The following is a 16,159-nucleotide window of genomic DNA, read 5'->3' as shown; positions in this document are numbered from 1 at the left end:
AGCATTTTAAGTATGGCACGCGTAACTGTTCAGGACGCTGTAGAGAAAATTGGTAACCGTTTTGACCTGGTACTGGTCGCCGCGCGTCGCGCTCGTCAGATGCAGGTAGGCGGAAAGGATCCGCTGGTACCGGAAGAAAACGATAAAACCACCGTAATCGCACTGCGCGAAATCGAAGAAGGTCTGATCAACAACCAGATCCTCGACGTACGTGAGCGCCAGGAACAGCAAGAGCAGGAAGCCGCTGAATTACAAGCCGTTACCGCGATTGCTGAAGGTCGTCGTTAATCACACAGCGGGTCGCCCTTGTATCTGTTTGAAAGCCTGAATCAGCTGATTCAAAACTACCTGCCGGAAGACCAGATCAAACGTCTGCGGCAGGCGTATCTCGTTGCACGTGACGCTCACGAGGGTCAGACACGTTCAAGCGGTGAACCTTATATCACGCACCCGGTCGCGGTAGCCTGTATTCTGGCCGAGATGAAGCTCGACTACGAAACGCTGATGGCCGCGCTGCTGCATGATGTGATTGAAGATACTCCCGCCACCTACCAGGACATGGAACAGCTTTTTGGTAAAAGCGTCGCCGAACTGGTTGAGGGGGTATCGAAACTTGATAAGCTCAAGTTCCGCGATAAGAAAGAGGCACAGGCCGAAAACTTTCGCAAAATGATCATGGCGATGGTGCAGGACATCCGCGTCATCCTCATCAAGCTTGCCGACCGCACCCACAACATGCGTACACTGGGCTCGCTACGCCCGGATAAACGCCGCCGCATCGCCCGCGAAACGCTGGAAATCTACAGCCCGCTGGCGCACCGTTTAGGTATCCATCACATCAAAACCGAGCTCGAAGAGCTGGGCTTTGAGGCGCTGTACCCGAACCGCTACCGCGTCATTAAAGAGGTGGTCAAAGCGGCGCGCGGCAACCGTAAAGAGATGATCCAAAAGATTCTCTCGGAAATCGAAGGGCGTTTGCAGGAAGCGGGGATCCCCTGCCGCGTCAGCGGTCGTGAAAAGCATCTGTACTCGATCTACTGTAAAATGGTGCTTAAAGAGCAGCGTTTTCACTCGATCATGGATATCTACGCCTTCCGCGTTATCGTCCATGATGCCGATGTCTGCTACCGCGTGCTTGGCCAGATGCACAGCCTCTATAAACCGCGTCCAGGTCGTTTCAAAGATTATATCGCTATTCCGAAAGCGAACGGCTATCAGTCTTTGCACACCTCGATGATCGGCCCCCACGGCGTCCCGGTCGAGGTACAAATTCGTACCGAAGACATGGACCAGATGGCGGAGATGGGGGTCGCGGCGCACTGGGCTTATAAAGAGCACGGCGGCGAAAGCAGCACCACCGCGCAAATCCGCGCCCAGCGCTGGATGCAGAGCCTGCTGGAGCTGCAGCAGAGCGCCGGCAGCTCGTTTGAATTTATCGAGAGCGTTAAATCCGATCTGTTCCCCGATGAGATTTACGTTTTCACCCCGGAAGGGCGCATTGTCGAACTGCCCGCTGGCGCCACGCCGGTGGACTTCGCCTATGCGGTGCATACCGATATCGGCCATGCCTGCGTCGGCGCGCGCGTCGACCGCCAGCCCTATCCGCTGTCGCAGCCGCTCTCCAGCGGTCAGACTGTCGAAATTATTACCGCGCCGGGCGCACGTCCGAATGCCGCCTGGCTGAACTTTGTCGTCAGCTCGAAGGCGCGCGCCAAGATCCGTCAGTTGCTGAAAAACCTCAAGCGCGATGACTCGGTCAGCCTTGGCCGTCGTCTGCTCAACCACGCGCTGGGCGGTAGCCGCAAACTCGCCGAGATCCCGCCGGAGAATATCCAGCGCGAGCTCGACCGGATGAAGCTGGCCTCGCTTGACGATCTGCTGGCGGAGATCGGTCTGGGCAACGCCATGAGCGTGGTGGTGGCGAAAAACCTGCAGCAGGGCGAAGCCGCTGCGGCGCCGGTGCCGGCCAATGCCTCAAACCACGGCCATCTGCCGATCAAAGGCGCCGATGGCGTGCTGATCACTTTCGCCAAATGCTGTCGCCCGATCCCCGGTGACCCGATTATCGCCCACGTCAGTCCCGGCAAAGGGCTGGTTATCCATCATGAATCCTGTCGTAACATCCGCGGCTACCAGAAAGAGCCGGAGAAATTTATGGCGGTTGAGTGGGATAAAGAGACCGCTCAGGAGTTCATTACAGAGATCAAGGTGGATATGTTTAACCACCAGGGCGCACTGGCTAACCTGACGGCGGCGATCAACACCGCCTCTTCCAATATCCAGAGCCTGAATACGGAAGAGAAAGATGGCCGCGTATACAGCGCCTTTATCCGCCTGACCGCCCGCGACCGCGTGCATCTGGCGAATATCATGCGCAAAATACGCGTCATGCCGGACGTGATTAAAGTCACCCGTAACCGAAATTAGCTTTTAGACAAAACATTCGAATTGCATCAAGGCGGCAAGCGAATGACAAATCTGCCGGGAGCAGATTTGAACGCTGCCTGCAGCGCCCCCGTCAGGGGCGAGGCCCAGGGATGGGCCGCGTGATCCGCAGCGGCTAAAGAGGTAATTCGAAGGATTAAGAGTAATGAATTCACAGCGTTATGCGCGTATCTGCGAGATGCTCGCCAGGCGTCAGCCTGACCTGACGGTCTGCATGGAGCAGGTCCATAAGCCCCATAACGTCTCTGCGGTCATCCGGACCGCAGACGCCGTTGGCGTACACGAGGTGCACGCGGTCTGGCCGAGCAGCCGGATGCGCACCATGGCCTCCGCCGCCGCGGGCAGCAACAGCTGGGTGCAGGTGAAAACCCACCGTACCATCGCAGATGCCGTCGGCCACCTCAAAGGCCAGGGTATGCAAATCCTCGCCACCCATCTTTCCGACAAAGCCATCGATTTCCGTGAAATCGACTATACGCGCCCAACATGCATCCTGATGGGTCAGGAGAAAACCGGCATCACTCAGGAAGCGCTGGCCCTGGCGGATCAGGACATTATTATCCCGATGATCGGCATGGTGCAGTCGCTGAACGTCTCCGTCGCCTCGGCGCTGATCCTGTATGAAGCCCAGCGGCAGCGACAGAATGCCGGGATGTACCAACGCGCCAACAGCATGCTGCCGCCGGAAGAGCAACAGCGCCTGCTGTTTGAAGGCGGCTATCCGGTGCTGGCCCGCGTCGCGAGACAAAAAGGGCTGCCTTACCCCCACGTTAACGAGCAGGGCGAAGTGGAAGCCGATGCCGCGTGGTGGGCCACCATGCAGGCTGCGAGGTAAACCCGATGTCAGGCCGCCTGTTAGATGCCGTTCCGCTCAGTTCACTCACCGGCGTCGGGGCTGCGCAGAGCAGCAAGCTGGCGAAGATCGGCCTGCATACGGTACAGGATCTGCTGCTGCACCTGCCTTTGCGCTACGAAGATCGCACCCATCTTTATCCGATAGCCGATCTGCTTCCCGGCGTTTATGCCACCGTGGAAGGCGAAGTGCTCAACAGCAATATCACCTTCGGCGGCCGCCGAATGATGACCTGCCAGATCAGCGACGGCACCGGCATCCTCACCATGCGCTTTTTCAACTTCAACGCGGCGATGAAAAACAGCCTCGCGACCGGTCGACGCGTGCTGGCCTACGGTGAAGCCAAACGCGGGAAGTACGGCGCCGAAATGATCCACCCGGAATATCGCGTCCAGGGCGATATGAGCACCCCGGAGCTGCAGGAGACCCTAACGCCGGTCTATCCGACTACCGAGGGCATTAAGCAGGCGACCCTGCGCAAGCTCACCGATCAGGCGCTCGAGCTGCTGGAGACCTGCGCTATCGGCGAACTCCTGCCGCCGGAGCTGGCGCAGGGGATGATGAGCCTGCCGGAGGCGCTGCGCACCCTGCATCGTCCGCCGCCATCGTTATTGCTTAGCGAGCTGGAAAGCGGCAAGCACCCGGCGCAGCAGCGCCTGATTCTGGAAGAGCTGCTGGCGCACAACCTCAGCATGCTGGCGCTGCGGGCAGGCGCCCAGCGCTATCACGCCCTGCCGCTCGGCGCCAACGATACCCTGAAAAATCAGCTGCTGGCCTCCCTGCCCTTTAAGCCCACCGGAGCGCAGGCGCGGGTCACCGCCGAGATCGAGCGCGATATGGCGCTGGACGTGCCAATGATGCGCCTGGTGCAGGGCGACGTCGGCTCCGGTAAAACGCTGGTCGCCGCCCTGGCCGCGTTGCGCGCTATCGCCCACGGCAAACAGGTGGCGCTGATGGCGCCCACCGAACTGCTCGCCGAGCAGCACGCCAATAACTTCCGCAGCTGGTTTGCACCGCTGGGCATTGAAGTCGGCTGGCTGGCGGGCAAACAGAAAGGCAAAGCCCGCCAGGCACAGCAGGACGCGATCGCCAGCGGCGAGGTGCAGATGATTGTCGGCACCCACGCCATCTTCCAGGAACAGGTGCAGTTTAATGGCCTGGCGCTGGTGATTATCGACGAACAGCACCGCTTCGGCGTACACCAGCGGCTGGCGCTGTGGGAGAAAGGTCAGCAGCAGGGTTTCCATCCGCATCAGCTGATCATGACCGCCACGCCGATCCCGCGCACCCTGGCGATGACCGCCTACGCCGACCTCGATACCTCGGTTATCGACGAGCTGCCGCCGGGCCGAACCCCGGTGACCACCGTCGCTATCCCGGACACCCGGCGCAGCGATATTATCGACCGCGTGCGCAACGCCTGCACCCACGAAGGCCGCCAGGCCTATTGGGTCTGTACCCTCATCGAAGAGTCCGATCTGCTGGAGGCCCAGGCGGCGGAAGCCACCTGGGAGGAGCTCAAGCTGGCGCTGCCGGAGCTGAATATCGGTCTGGTGCACGGGCGGATGAAACCGGCGGAAAAGCAGGCGGTGATGCAGGCTTTCAAGCAGGGCGAAATGCACCTGCTGGTAGCCACGACGGTCATTGAAGTCGGTGTCGACGTGCCGAACTCGAGCCTGATGATTATCGAAAACCCGGAACGTCTGGGTCTGGCGCAGCTGCACCAGCTCAGAGGGCGCGTCGGGCGCGGCGCGGTCGCTTCCCACTGCGTGCTACTCTATAAATCGCCGCTCTCTAAAACGGCGCAGAAGCGTCTGCAGGTGCTGCGCGACAGCAACGACGGTTTCGTCATCGCCCAGAAAGACCTTGAAATTCGCGGTCCCGGCGAGCTGCTCGGCACCCGCCAGACCGGCAACGCCGAGTTTAAAGTGGCGGATTTACTGCGCGATCAGGCGATGATCCCCGACGTTCAGCGCATTGCGCGCCACATTCATGAACGCTATCCGCTGCAGGCCCAGGCGCTGATCGAGCGCTGGATGCCGGAAACCGAACGCTATTCCAACGCGTAGCGCGCTTTTGCCGCGCTGCGGGCAATTTTTCTACACAATGAGTGGATTATGAAACGAGAACTGGCCATCGAATTTTCGCGTGTCACCGAAGCCGCCGCGCTGGCGGGCTATAAATGGCTGGGCCGCGGCGATAAAAACTCCGCCGACGGCGCCGCGGTGAACGCCATGCGCATTATGCTTAACCTCGTCAATATCGACGGCACCATCGTCATTGGCGAGGGCGAAATCGATGAAGCGCCGATGCTCTATATCGGCGAAAAAGTGGGCACCGGCAAGGGCGATGCGGTGGATATCGCCGTCGATCCCATCGAAGGCACCCGGATGACGGCGATGGGCCAGGCTAACGCCCTGGCGGTGATGGCGGTCGGCGATAAAGGCTGCTTCCTCAACGCGCCGGATATGTATATGGAAAAGCTGATTGTCGGCCCGGGCGCTAAAGGCGCTATCGACCTCAGTCTGCCGCTGGAAGAGAACCTGCGCAATATCGCCCGCGCGCTGAACAAGCCGCTGGGCGAGCTGACCGTCACCGTGCTGGCGAAACCGCGCCACGACGCGGTGATTGCTCAGCTGCAGCAACTGGGCGTGCGCGTGTTCGCCATTCCCGATGGCGACGTCGCGGCCTCCATTCTCACTTGCATGCCGGATAGCGAAGTCGACGTGCTGTACGGCATCGGCGGCGCGCCGGAAGGGGTGGTTTCCGCCGCGGTGATCCGCGCGCTCGACGGCGATATGCAGGGCCGCCTGCTGGCTCGTCACCACGTGAAGGGCGACAGTGAAGAGAATCGTCGCATCGGTGAAAACGAGCTGGCGCGCTGCAAAACCATGGGCATCGAAGCGGGTAAAGTGCTGCGCCTTGATGAAATGGCGCGCAGCGATAACGTCGTCTTCTCCGCCACCGGCATCACCAAAGGCGATCTGCTGGACGGCATCACCCGTAAGGGCAATATGGCCACCACCGAGACGCTGCTGATCCGCGGCAAGTCGCGCACCATCCGTCGGATCCAGTCGATTCATTACCTCGACCGTAAAGATCCGGACGTCCAGCAGCACATCCTGTAATACCGCTTTCTCTCCTCCAGGCAACCGTCCGCGGGCGGTTGTCCTGTTCTTCGTTTATATTTGATCAATAGAGCTTTCTTGCGCCTGCGGGGTGGAAATCTTGCCCGTCTGGGCCGAAGATAAAGCATCGCTTGGCAACAGGAGAAGACGATGGCGGACTGGGTTAGCGGCAAAGTGACAAAAGTGGAGTACTGGACGGACGCCTTGTTCAGTTTATACGTGCGGGCGCCGGTTCAGCCGTTTACCGCCGGGCAATTTACCAAGCTCGGGCTGGAAATCGACGGCGAACGCGTGCAGCGCGCCTACTCCTACGTCAACGCTCCCGGCAATCCCGATCTCGAGTTCTATCTGGTCACCGTCCCGGAAGGCAAACTGAGCCCGCGTCTGGCGGCGCTGAAGCCGGGCGATGAGGTCCAGGTGGTGAGCGAAGCGGCTGGCTTCTTCGTCCTCGAGGAAGTACCGGATTGCGATACCCTGTGGATGCTGGCGACCGGCACCGCGCTTGGGCCTTACCTGTCGATTCTCCAGGAAGGCAAAGATCTTGAGCGCTTTAACCATCTGGTGCTGGTCCATGCCGTGCGCTACGCCGCGGACCTGAGCTATCTGCCGCTGATGCGCGAGCTTGAGCAGCGCTACGCCGGCAAATTACGCATCCAGACGGTGGTCAGTCGCGAAACCGTGGCAGGCTCGCTGACCGGCCGGGTGCCGTTCCTGATTGAAACCGGGGCGCTGGAGGAGGCGGTCGGCCTGCCGATGACCAACGACACCAGCCATGTGATGCTGTGCGGCAACCCGCAGATGGTGCGCGATACCCAACAGCTGTTAAAAGAGACCCGGCAGATGACCAAACATCTGCGTCGCCGGCCGGGCCACATGACGGCGGAGCATTACTGGTAATCAGGCGTCTGCTTTCCAGCGCACGTCCTGGGTCTCCTTGCCGAACTTATTCTCGCCCTGGGTGCCGACAAACGCCCCCAGGTCGATCAGCATCATGACGATAATCAGCGTCGGCACAAAGCGCCCGACGCCCCACTGCCAGACCTGCGGCAGCATCGCCCAGTTCCCCGCCAGCAGCATCCACGCCAAAATCATCAGCAGCGCCCACAGTCCGGATTTGCCGCGATCGTGCAGTCGCTTCACCACCACCGCCGCCGTCGGCCACAGCAGGCAGACGATAATAAACGCCGCCGTCTGCAGATTAAGCAGATTGCTCCCTGCCAGGGTGAACAGAGCGCTCATGGTCACCAGCCAGATGGCAATCCAGATCCAGAAATCGCGGCGGCCAATGCGCCCTTTAATTGAGAATAACCACTGCTGTAGGGTCATGCGTTTTTCCTTATCATCATCGTCTGCGTAGTTTACCCTGGCGTCGTGACTTTTTGACAAGCGCCGCGCTTCCCGATTTAATCGTCAGCAGGCAAAAAAAGGAACGACGGGCATGAAGAAGTGGACAATCTTGTGTTTCAGTGGGCTGATGGGCCTTGCCGTCGGCCCGCACGCGTTGTCCGCAGAAAGCGAATCGACGACCGCTGCCCCCTACCTGCTCGCCGGCGCGCCGAGCTTTGACTTGTCGATCAGCCAGTTCCGGGAAAAATTTAACGCCGATAACCCGAAGCTGCCTCTGAATGAATTCCGTTCCATATCAACCAGCCGCGATCGGGCTAACCTGACCCGCGCCGCCAGCAAGATAAACGAAAATCTCTATGCCTCCACCGCGCTGGAGCGCGGCACGCTGAAGATCAAATCCATGCAGATCACCTGGCTACCGATCCAGGGGCCGGAGCAAAAAGCGGCGAAGGCCAAAGCGCTGGAGTATATGAGCGCCATGATCCGCGCCTTCGTGCCCACCCTTAGCCCGGCGCAGAGCCAGCAAAAACTGCAGAAACTCCTGACCGCCGGCAAAGGCAAACGCTACTTCGCCGACACCGAGGGCGCCGTGCGCTATGTGGTGGCAGATCATGGCGAAAAGGGTCTGACCTTCGCTATTGAACCGATTAAGCTGGCGCTATCTGAAACGCTGGAAGGTAACAATAAATGACAAAAAGCAAAGCCTTTCCAGTGACGAGTCTCTATACTGTTTCACAGACCATGCTGCCCTCTGGGGGCGGCTATATTCCTTAATTCGCTTAAGTAGCGTGGAGAATTAAAATGCGACATCCTTTAGTGATGGGTAACTGGAAACTGAACGGCAGCCGCCACATGGTAAACGAACTGGTTGCGAACCTGCGTACCGAGCTGGCTGGCGTAAGCGGCTGTGCAGTTGCCATCGCCCCGCCGGAAATGTATCTGGACCTGGCTAAGCGTGCGGCAGAAGGCAGCCACATCCACCTGGGCGCGCAGAACGTTGACGTGAACCTGTCCGGCGCTTTCACCGGTGAAACCTCCGCCGAAATGCTGAAAGATATCGGCGCGCAGTACATCATCATCGGCCACTCCGAGCGTCGTACCTACCACAAAGAATCCGACGAGCTGATCGCGAAGAAATTCGCCGTGCTGAAAGAGCAGGGTCTGACTCCGGTACTGTGCATCGGTGAAACCGAAGCGGAAAACGAAGCGGGCAAAACGGAAGAAGTTTGCGCGCGTCAGATCGACGCGGTACTGAAAACGCAGGGCGCTGCCGCTTTCGAAGGTGTGGTTATCGCTTACGAACCCGTATGGGCTATCGGTACCGGCAAATCCGCGACCCCGGCTCAGGCTCAGGCGGTGCACAAATTCATCCGTGACCACATTGCTAAAGCTGACGCCAAAATCGCTGAGCAAGTGATCATCCAGTACGGCGGTTCCGTTAACGCTGGCAACGCAGCAGAGCTGTTCACCCAGCCGGACATCGACGGCGCGCTGGTTGGCGGCGCTTCCCTGAAAGCAGACGCTTTCGCGGTGATCGTGAAAGCTGCAGAAGCGGCGAAAAAAGCCTAATCCGCTTTTCCCGGCGGCGACACGCGACCGGGATGACTGATAAATCTCTGAAGCCCGGCTTCGCACAGCGCAAGCCGGGCTTTTTTTGCCGCTACAGTTTCCCCAACAGCTGATACCAGGCGTAGTCCAGCGGCAGCAAAATCAAATAGCTCACCGCCGCCAGCGCCAGACACAGCAGCATCCCCGCCCTCGCCGGGACCTTGCCTAACCCCATCGCGACCACGATCGGCGACGCTTGATACGGCAGCAGCGGCGTGGAATAGCCCAGCACCTGAATCATAATTACGCTCAGCAACGGGAAGCCGGTGGCGTCGGCAAAGCTCTGGGCAAACGTGGTGTAGAGCGCCGGCACGCCGTTGGCGGTCATAATAAAGTTCAGCGCGCTGGTTATCCCGGTCAGAGCGAGAAAGCTGGTGAAAGGATTGTCTTTATCCAGGGGCATCACTTCCAGCAGCGCATTGCCCACCACGCCGCCAATCCCGGTTTGGGTGACGGTGATCGCCAGCCCCAGAATCCCGGCGACGTAGATGCAGGTGCGCATATTCACGCCGCTGGCAAACTCCTCGCCGCTGATAAAGCCCACCCGCGGCAGCAGCGTTACCACCGCCGCCGCCAGGCCGGTCCACGCTGGGCCAACGCCGTGCCAGCTCTCGGTCACCCACAGCGTGAGGACCACCGCCAGCAGCCACGCCAGACGCTTCTCGTCGCGGCTCATCGCCGGCAGCGGCGCCAGGTCGCGCGGCGGATGCGGCTTACCAGGAAACAGCCAGCAGATTAGCGCCACCAGCGCCGCCCCTTTCAGCCAGCCAAGCACCGGCGTATGCAGCAGTAAATAGGGGACATAATTCAGGTGGATACCGTACGAGCCTTCCGCCGCGCCGCTCATCACCAGATTCGGCACGTTGGCGGGCAGAATGGTCGCCGACAGCTGAAAGGTGCCGAATCCCACCGCCAGCGCCAGGCCGAACCAGCCGCGGCTACCGTCGGCAATGCCCGCCCGGCGGGCCATCGCCGCCACGATCGGCATCAGCAGCGCGATGCGCCCCATGTTGGAAGGCATCACGAACGCCAGGGCGTAGCTCAGGAGTACCACGCTGGCGACCATCCGCGGCCAGGAGTCGGTTAGCCGCGCCGACAACGCCTGCGCCGCCCGGTCCGCCAGCCCGGTTTTACGGATCGCGATGCCGAGCACAAAGCCGCTGAACACCAGCCAGAAGGCCGAGGAGGCAAAGCCGCCAAAGATCACCTCCGGCGGGGAGATTTTCGCCATCATTGCCGCAGCGAAAAACAGCAGCGCGGTGATAAACTCCGGCAGCAGCGATGTTGCCCAGAGCACAATGGTGACGCCGACAATCAGTGAAGGGAGGAACAGCGGGTGGGTAAGCCAGAGCGACATGCCTGTCTCCTGTCGTTTTTTTCAGCAAGAATACGACGACAGGTAAGACAGGTAAACGCCAGAACTAGTGGTTTGCGTTAAGGATGGCGCAGCGATGATCCTGAATCTCTTCCGCCGACGCCCGGTTCAGGGAGAGCAGGTTACGCTCCGTCGCCAGCAGCACCAGCGAGCCGTCGCTCTGCTGGGCCATCGCCAGCGCGAAGCGTCCCATATGCTGACGCGCCTCCGGCACCTCTTCCGCCAGCATCAGGAATGGGCTGCGCTGGGCCAGCTCCGCCTCCGTCACCCGGCGCGCCAGGTATTCATGGCCCTCAAGCCCACCCGGTAGCGGCAGCCAGCGGCTGCTGATCGCCGCCGCATCCTTATCTAACTGCGCGCGCACATCGGGGTGCAGGCAAGAGATATGAATATGGAAATGGTTTTGTGTGCGTCCGCTGCGCGAGTTGATTGCCAGCGATACCGCGTTATCCGGAACCGGCGCGCCGTGGCGCTGGCTCATGATTTCACGCCCCTGCCAGGCCTGCCAGAAGAAGTTGGGCGTCAGCGGATCCAACAGCAGCGGGCTTTCGGTGCCGTTAATGCGGTAGGTCGGCATCAGCAAATACTGCAGCGGGCCGTTACGGTCTTTAAACAGCACATAGCCGCCCTTGAGGTTCACTTCGGCGCACGGCGACGGGTTTTGCTGCTGTTGCTGATGGGGAACGCACTGCTGCAGAACAATCTTGCGCAACGCGTCCGGGTTGCCAGAGTGCAGCCAATAGTAGCCGCCGGCCAGCGCCGCGAGGATCGCCACCAGCAGCGCCAGCAAAAAGTATCTTACTCTTCTCATTTTCATTCCCTGTTAAGCCTGAAGCGGAAGAGTAACGTAATTTGATGACTAAATGAAAACAGATGACGGGCGGGGCGCTTTTCCGGATGGCGTCTGGCGCGTTGCCCGGGCTACGCTGGCAGCCTGTAGGCCTGCGCAAGCACAGCCACTGCAGGGCGATGGCAGCAAGCCCCGCCGGAGCGGGGCTGGAGAGGTTTAACGCTGGCTAATCTGGTCGAAGGTGCCGCCGTTGGAGAAGTGCGCTTTCTGCGCTTTCGTCCAGCCGCCGAACTCCTGATCGATGGTGAACAGCTTCAGTTTCGGGAATTCATTAGCATATTTCTTCGCCACGTTCGGATCGCGCGGACGGTAGAAGTTCTTCGCCGCAATCTCCTGGCCTTCCGGCGAGTAGAGATACTTCAGGTACGCTTCCGCCACCTGGCGGGTGCCTTTCTTATCCACGACTTTATCGACCACCGAAACGGTCGGCTCAGCCAGAATCGACTCACTCGGAGTCACGATTTCAAACTTGTCTTTGCCCAGTTCGTTGGTCGCCAGCAGCGCTTCGTTTTCCCAGGCGATCAGCACATCGCCGATCCCGCGTTCTACGAAGGTATTGGTCGAACCGCGCGCGCCGGAGTCCAGCACTTCCACGTTTTTATACAGCGCCTTGACGAACTCCTGGGCTTTCGCCTGGTCGCCATGGTTCTGATGCAGGGCATAGCCCCAGGCCGCCAGGTAGTTCCAGCGAGCGCCGCCGGAGCTTTTCGGGTTCGGGGTAATGACCGACACGTCCGGTTTGATCAGGTCGTTCCAGTCATGGATCTGTTTCGGATTGCCCTTACGGACGAGGAACACGATGGTGGAAGTATAGGGCGCGGAGTTATCCGGCAGGCGCTTCAGCCAGTTTTTATCGATACGGCCGCGCTCGGCGATCGCGTCGACGTCGTAGGCCAGCGCCAGCGTAACCACATCCGCTTCAATACCGTTAATCACCGAGGTCGCCTGCTTGCCGGAGCCGCCGTGCGACTGGCGGATCACCACGTTGTCGCCGGTCTCCTGCTTCCAGTGCGCGCTGAACGCTTTGTTGTACTGTTCGTACAGCTCGCGCGTTGGATCATAAGATACGTTTAATAGCTGAATGTCTTTTGCCAGAACGCTGGCGGATGCCAGCAACAGAGTTAACCCTACGCCCCACTTATTCATCGCACCGCTCTCTTTATGTCGTGTTGTGATGGGCTAAGCGTGCCAGAAAGCGATTCAATGATTAAAGAATAAAAAAAGATTGGCTATAACTTGCGAGAATAAAGGAAGGGATAAGGAACACCCCCTCCCTGGCGGGAGAGGGCGCGAAGCGATTAGACTTCTTCCATGCGGCCCAGCAGCGCCTGCAGACGCTCCTGCCAGCCCTGCTGCTGCTCTTTCAGCTGGCTGTTTTCGCGCTCCAGCTCTTCACGACCATGCTGCGCGCTCTGAACTTCCTGCGCCAGGGTGTTGTTCTTTTCTTTCAGCTCTTCGATTTCCATCTGCAACAGAGTGATGGTATCAATCGCCTGCTGAACCTTAGATTCTAATTTCTCAAACACTTCTAATGACATCGTCATACCTCTCCTGAACTTGCAAGGCGTTGATAGAAACTGGTGTTTCGTATACGCGGTCCCGCCTTAACGAAAATTAGCGCACATAGCGGTGTTATCGTCGATTGTATGAATCCCCGCCTCCCCTGTCCAGCGGCAAGCCGCGCAGATTGCGGTTTGCAACACTTTTCAGTCTTTACCTGGTACTTTCAGCGCAGTTCGCTCGTACTTCATGAGCCATTGTTAATTTTATGGTTAACAAAATGCGAGGTGAAACGCTCCGGCAGCGCGCTCAATGCGCGCGAATGGCGCGAAAACGCTCATTTTCTTGACGTGGTACACACATTTGAAGTTCGATATTTCTCGTTTTTGCTCGTTAACGATAAATTAACACTATGCCTACATGGCAATATGGTCGTCTGTGACCACCCTACATACAATAATCATCATCACGCTTCAGGATTCGATTATGAGCCAAACATCAACCTTAAAAGGCCAGTGCATCGCAGAGTTCCTCGGTACCGGGTTGTTGATCTTTTTCGGCGTTGGGTGCGTGGCTGCGCTCAAGGTCGCGGGAGCCAGCTTCGGACAATGGGAAATCAGCATCATCTGGGGTCTGGGCGTCGCCATGGCGATCTACCTGACCGCCGGGGTATCCGGTGCGCACCTCAACCCTGCGGTGACCATCGCGCTCTGGCTGTTCGCCTGCTTCGATGGCCGCAAAGTGGTTCCTTTTATTATTTCGCAATTCGCTGGCGCCTTTTGCGCTGCGGCATTAGTTTACGGGCTTTATTACAATCTTTTCCTCGATTATGAAACCACCCACCATATGGTACGCGGCAGCGTGGAGAGCCTTGATCTGGCTGGCATCTTCTCCACTTACCCGAACCCGCATATCAATTTTGTGCAGGCCTTCGCGGTAGAGATGGTGATTACCGCTATCCTGATGGGCGTCATCCTGGCGCTGACCGACGATGGCAACGGCGTGCCGCGCGGTCCGCTGGCGCCGCTGCTGATCGGCCTGCTCATCGCGGTGATTGGCGCCTCCATGGGCCCGCTGACCGGCTTCGCCATGAACCCGGCGCGTGATATCGGCCCGAAAGCCTTCGCCTGGCTGGCCGGCTGGGGTGATGTCGCCTTCACCGGCGGCAAAGATATACCTTATTTCCTGGTGCCGCTGTGCGCACCGGTGGTCGGCGCGGCGCTGGGCGCGTTCAGCTATCGTAAGCTGATTGGCCGCCACCTGCCTTGCGACACCTGCGTGGACGAAGAGCAACAGAGCCCCTCCTCTTCCACCACTCAACATAAAGCTTCGCTGTAATCTGACTACGGGACACCGACTATGACCGACAAAAAATATATCGTTGCGCTTGACCAGGGCACTACCAGCTCCCGGGCCGTTGTGATGGATCATGATGCCAATATCGTCAGCGTCTCCCAGCGAGAATTCGAACAAATTTATCCTAAGCCAGGCTGGGTCGAACACGACCCGATGGAAATCTGGGCGTCCCAAAGCTCGACGCTGGTCGAAGCGCTGGCCAAAGCGGATATCAACTCCGATCAGATCGCGGCCATCGGTATCACCAACCAGCGTGAGACCGTGGTGGTGTGGGAGCGTGAGACCGGCAAACCGATCTATAACGCCATCGTCTGGCAGTGCCGCCGCACCGCAGAGATCTGCGAGCAGCTCAAGCGTGACGGGATGGAGGAGTATATCCGCAAGGCCACTGGCCTGGTGGTGGACCCCTACTTCTCCGGCACCAAGGTGAAATGGATCCTCGACCATGTCGAAGGTTCCCGTGAGCGTGCGAAGCGCGGTGAGCTGCTGTTTGGCACCGTGGACACCTGGCTTATCTGGAAGATGACCCAGGGTCGCGTGCACGTCACCGACTACACCAACGCCTCGCGCACCATGCTGTTCAACATCCACGACCTGGACTGGGACGACAAGATGCTCGACGCGCTGGATATTCCGCGCGCCATGCTGCCGGAAGTGCGCAAGTCGTCCGAAGTGTACGGCCAGACTAACATCGGTGGTAAAGGCGGGACCCGTATTCCTATCGCCGGGATCGCCGGTGACCAGCAGGCGGCCCTGTTCGGCCAGCTGTGCGTCAAGGAAGGGATGGCGAAAAATACCTATGGCACCGGCTGCTTTATGCTGATGAACACCGGCGAAAAAGCGGTGACCTCCACTCACGGTTTGCTGACCACCATCGCCTGCGGTCCGCGCGGCGAGGTGAACTACGCTCTGGAAGGGGCGGTGTTTATGGCTGGCGCCTCCATTCAGTGGCTGCGCGACGAGATGAAGCTCATCAGCGATGCGTTCGACTCCGAGTACTTCGCCACCAAAGTGAAGGACACCAACGGCGTGTATGTCGTGCCCGCGTTCACCGGTCTTGGCGCGCCTTACTGGGACCCGTATGCCCGCGGCGCGATTTTCGGCCTCACCCGCGGCGTGAACTCGAACCACATTATCCGTGCGACGCTGGAGTCCATCGCCTATCAGACCCGCGACGTGCTGGAAGCAATGCAGGCTGACTCCGGTATCCGTCTGCACGCCCTGCGCGTGGACGGCGGCGCGGTGGCCAACAACTTCCTGATGCAGTTCCAGTCCGATATCCTCGGCACCCGTGTGGAGCGTCCGGAAGTGCGCGAAGTCACAGCCCTGGGCGCCGCCTATCTGGCCGGGCTGGCGGTCGGCTTCTGGCAGAATCTGGATGAGCTGCAGGAGAAAGCCGTGATCGAGCGCGAGTTCCGTCCGGGAATTGAAACCACCGAGCGCAACTATCGCTACAGCGGCTGGAAGAAAGCGGTGAAACGCGCCCTGGCGTGGGAAGAGCACGACGAAGCGTAAGATTGTTGAGGTATTCCCGGCTGGCGGCGTAAACGCCTTGGCCGGGATACAACCAGCAGGCCGCACACCCCGTAGCCCGGCTAAGCGCAGCGCGAGCCGGGGAGAAGCCGCGCCAACGCATAAATCCCGGGGTATCCCCGGGTTGCGGCGTAAACGCCTTACCCGGGCTACACAGCCCGCAG

Annotated in this window: 15 protein-coding genes; 10 read left to right on the top strand and 5 right to left on the bottom strand. The window is 59.5% G+C overall.

The window, feature by feature from the left end; genetic code table 11:
• Positions 1-12: 12 nt before the first annotated feature.
• The 6 genes from rpoZ (at position 13) to fpr (ending at position 7,323) form a co-directional block, all read left to right on the top strand.
• Positions 13-288, top strand: coding sequence for a DNA-directed RNA polymerase subunit omega (rpoZ, locus tag ABLV52_RS08555; RefSeq protein ID WP_000135058.1), 276 nt, complete (start codon positions 13-15; stop codon positions 286-288).
• 18 nt (positions 289-306) lie between these two features.
• Positions 307-2,427: a bifunctional GTP diphosphokinase/guanosine-3',5'-bis pyrophosphate 3'-pyrophosphohydrolase gene (spoT, locus tag ABLV52_RS08550; protein ID WP_004205080.1), complete on the top strand. Its 2,121-nt coding sequence runs from the start codon at positions 307-309 to the stop codon at positions 2,425-2,427.
• A 163-nt stretch (positions 2,428-2,590) separates the two neighbouring features.
• Positions 2,591-3,280 carry a tRNA (guanosine(18)-2'-O)-methyltransferase TrmH gene (gene trmH, locus ABLV52_RS08545; RefSeq protein ID WP_017900060.1) on the top strand — a complete coding sequence of 230 codons (690 nt, stop codon included), beginning with the start codon at positions 2,591-2,593 and terminating at the stop codon, positions 3,278-3,280.
• A 5-nt stretch (positions 3,281-3,285) separates the two neighbouring features.
• Positions 3,286-5,367, top strand: a complete 2,082-nt coding sequence (recG, locus tag ABLV52_RS08540) for an ATP-dependent DNA helicase RecG (RefSeq protein ID WP_023291375.1) — start codon at positions 3,286-3,288, stop codon at positions 5,365-5,367.
• Positions 5,368-5,415: 48 nt separating this feature from the next.
• Positions 5,416-6,426, top strand: a complete 1,011-nt coding sequence (glpX, locus tag ABLV52_RS08535) for a class II fructose-bisphosphatase (protein WP_023291376.1) — start codon at positions 5,416-5,418, stop codon at positions 6,424-6,426.
• A 150-nt stretch (positions 6,427-6,576) separates the two neighbouring features.
• On the top strand, positions 6,577-7,323 hold the full coding sequence (gene fpr / locus ABLV52_RS08530) for a ferredoxin--NADP(+) reductase (RefSeq protein ID WP_048298571.1): 747 nt from the start codon (positions 6,577-6,579) through the stop codon (positions 7,321-7,323).
• On the opposite strand, the gene ABLV52_RS08525 is transcribed toward fpr, so the two are convergent.
• Positions 7,324-7,752 (bottom strand): DUF805 domain-containing protein, encoded by a 429-nt coding sequence (locus ABLV52_RS08525; RefSeq protein ID WP_004173894.1) that lies wholly within the window; start codon positions 7,750-7,752, stop codon positions 7,324-7,326.
• Positions 7,753-7,864: 112 nt separating this feature from the next.
• Between ABLV52_RS08525 and ABLV52_RS08520 the strand changes: the two genes are divergently transcribed.
• A complete protein-coding gene (locus ABLV52_RS08520; RefSeq protein WP_023291378.1) occupies positions 7,865-8,464 on the top strand; it encodes a YiiQ family protein in 600 nt (199 codons plus the stop codon).
• Positions 8,465-8,574: 110 nt separating this feature from the next.
• On the top strand, positions 8,575-9,342 hold the full coding sequence (tpiA, locus tag ABLV52_RS08515) for a triose-phosphate isomerase (protein ID WP_002922909.1): 768 nt from the start codon (positions 8,575-8,577) through the stop codon (positions 9,340-9,342).
• Positions 9,343-9,433: 91 nt separating this feature from the next.
• Here the strand turns inward: tpiA and ABLV52_RS08510 are convergent, their stop codons facing one another.
• The 4 genes from ABLV52_RS08510 to zapB all read right to left on the bottom strand — a co-directional run bounded on the left by ABLV52_RS08510 (position 9,434) and on the right by zapB (position 13,150).
• Positions 9,434-10,738: an SLC13 family permease gene (locus ABLV52_RS08510; protein ID WP_348890275.1), complete on the bottom strand. Its 1,305-nt coding sequence runs from the start codon at positions 10,736-10,738 to the stop codon at positions 9,434-9,436.
• 64 nt (positions 10,739-10,802) lie between these two features.
• Complete coding sequence (locus ABLV52_RS08505) at positions 10,803-11,573, bottom strand: CDP-diacylglycerol diphosphatase (RefSeq protein WP_181404705.1); 771 nt, start codon at positions 11,571-11,573, stop codon at positions 10,803-10,805.
• Positions 11,574-11,762: 189 nt separating this feature from the next.
• Entirely contained in the window at positions 11,763-12,752 is a 990-nt protein-coding gene (locus tag ABLV52_RS08500; protein ID WP_348890274.1) for a sulfate ABC transporter substrate-binding protein, read from the bottom strand.
• 152 nt (positions 12,753-12,904) lie between these two features.
• A complete protein-coding gene (zapB, locus tag ABLV52_RS08495) occupies positions 12,905-13,150 on the bottom strand; it encodes a septal ring assembly protein ZapB (protein ID WP_086075620.1) in 246 nt (81 codons plus the stop codon).
• A 442-nt stretch (positions 13,151-13,592) separates the two neighbouring features.
• Between zapB and ABLV52_RS08490 the strand changes: the two genes are divergently transcribed.
• Positions 13,593-14,444, top strand: coding sequence for an MIP/aquaporin family protein (locus tag ABLV52_RS08490; RefSeq protein WP_012967047.1), 852 nt, complete (start codon positions 13,593-13,595; stop codon positions 14,442-14,444).
• A gap of 21 nt (positions 14,445-14,465) precedes the next feature.
• Positions 14,466-15,977 (top strand): glycerol kinase GlpK, encoded by a 1,512-nt coding sequence (glpK, locus tag ABLV52_RS08485; protein ID WP_004873089.1) that lies wholly within the window; start codon positions 14,466-14,468, stop codon positions 15,975-15,977.
• The last annotated feature ends 182 nt before the right edge of the window (positions 15,978-16,159 follow it).

Origin of the sequence: Klebsiella sp. GB_Kp056, assembly GCF_040064755.1 — a bacterium.
GTDB classification, from domain to species: Bacteria; Pseudomonadota; Gammaproteobacteria; order Enterobacterales; family Enterobacteriaceae; genus Klebsiella; species Klebsiella quasipneumoniae.
The sequence above is the reverse complement of the archived record's forward strand: the minus strand, read 5'-3'. Positions and strand labels throughout refer to the sequence as shown.

Excerpts from the sequence above, each read along its gene's own strand:
- rpoZ (WP_000135058.1), top strand. The coding sequence starts at position 13 with ATGGCACGCGTAACTGTTCAGGACGCTGTAGAGAAAATTGGTAACCGT.
- trmH (WP_017900060.1), top strand. The coding sequence starts at position 2,591 with ATGAATTCACAGCGTTATGCGCGTATCTGCGAGATGCTCGCCAGGCGT.
- recG (WP_023291375.1), top strand. The coding sequence starts at position 3,286 with ATGTCAGGCCGCCTGTTAGATGCCGTTCCGCTCAGTTCACTCACCGGC.
- glpX (WP_023291376.1), top strand. The coding sequence starts at position 5,416 with ATGAAACGAGAACTGGCCATCGAATTTTCGCGTGTCACCGAAGCCGCC.
- fpr (WP_048298571.1), top strand. The coding sequence starts at position 6,577 with ATGGCGGACTGGGTTAGCGGCAAAGTGACAAAAGTGGAGTACTGGACG.
- ABLV52_RS08525 (WP_004173894.1), bottom strand. The coding sequence starts at position 7,752 with ATGACCCTACAGCAGTGGTTATTCTCAATTAAAGGGCGCATTGGCCGC.
- ABLV52_RS08520 (WP_023291378.1), top strand. The coding sequence starts at position 7,865 with ATGAAGAAGTGGACAATCTTGTGTTTCAGTGGGCTGATGGGCCTTGCC.
- tpiA (WP_002922909.1), top strand. The coding sequence starts at position 8,575 with ATGCGACATCCTTTAGTGATGGGTAACTGGAAACTGAACGGCAGCCGC.
- ABLV52_RS08510 (WP_348890275.1), bottom strand. The coding sequence starts at position 10,738 with ATGTCGCTCTGGCTTACCCACCCGCTGTTCCTCCCTTCACTGATTGTC.
- ABLV52_RS08505 (WP_181404705.1), bottom strand. The coding sequence starts at position 11,573 with ATGAAAATGAGAAGAGTAAGATACTTTTTGCTGGCGCTGCTGGTGGCG.
- ABLV52_RS08500 (WP_348890274.1), bottom strand. The coding sequence starts at position 12,752 with ATGAATAAGTGGGGCGTAGGGTTAACTCTGTTGCTGGCATCCGCCAGC.
- zapB (WP_086075620.1), bottom strand. The coding sequence starts at position 13,150 with ATGACGATGTCATTAGAAGTGTTTGAGAAATTAGAATCTAAGGTTCAG.
- ABLV52_RS08490 (WP_012967047.1), top strand. The coding sequence starts at position 13,593 with ATGAGCCAAACATCAACCTTAAAAGGCCAGTGCATCGCAGAGTTCCTC.
- glpK (WP_004873089.1), top strand. The coding sequence starts at position 14,466 with ATGACCGACAAAAAATATATCGTTGCGCTTGACCAGGGCACTACCAGC.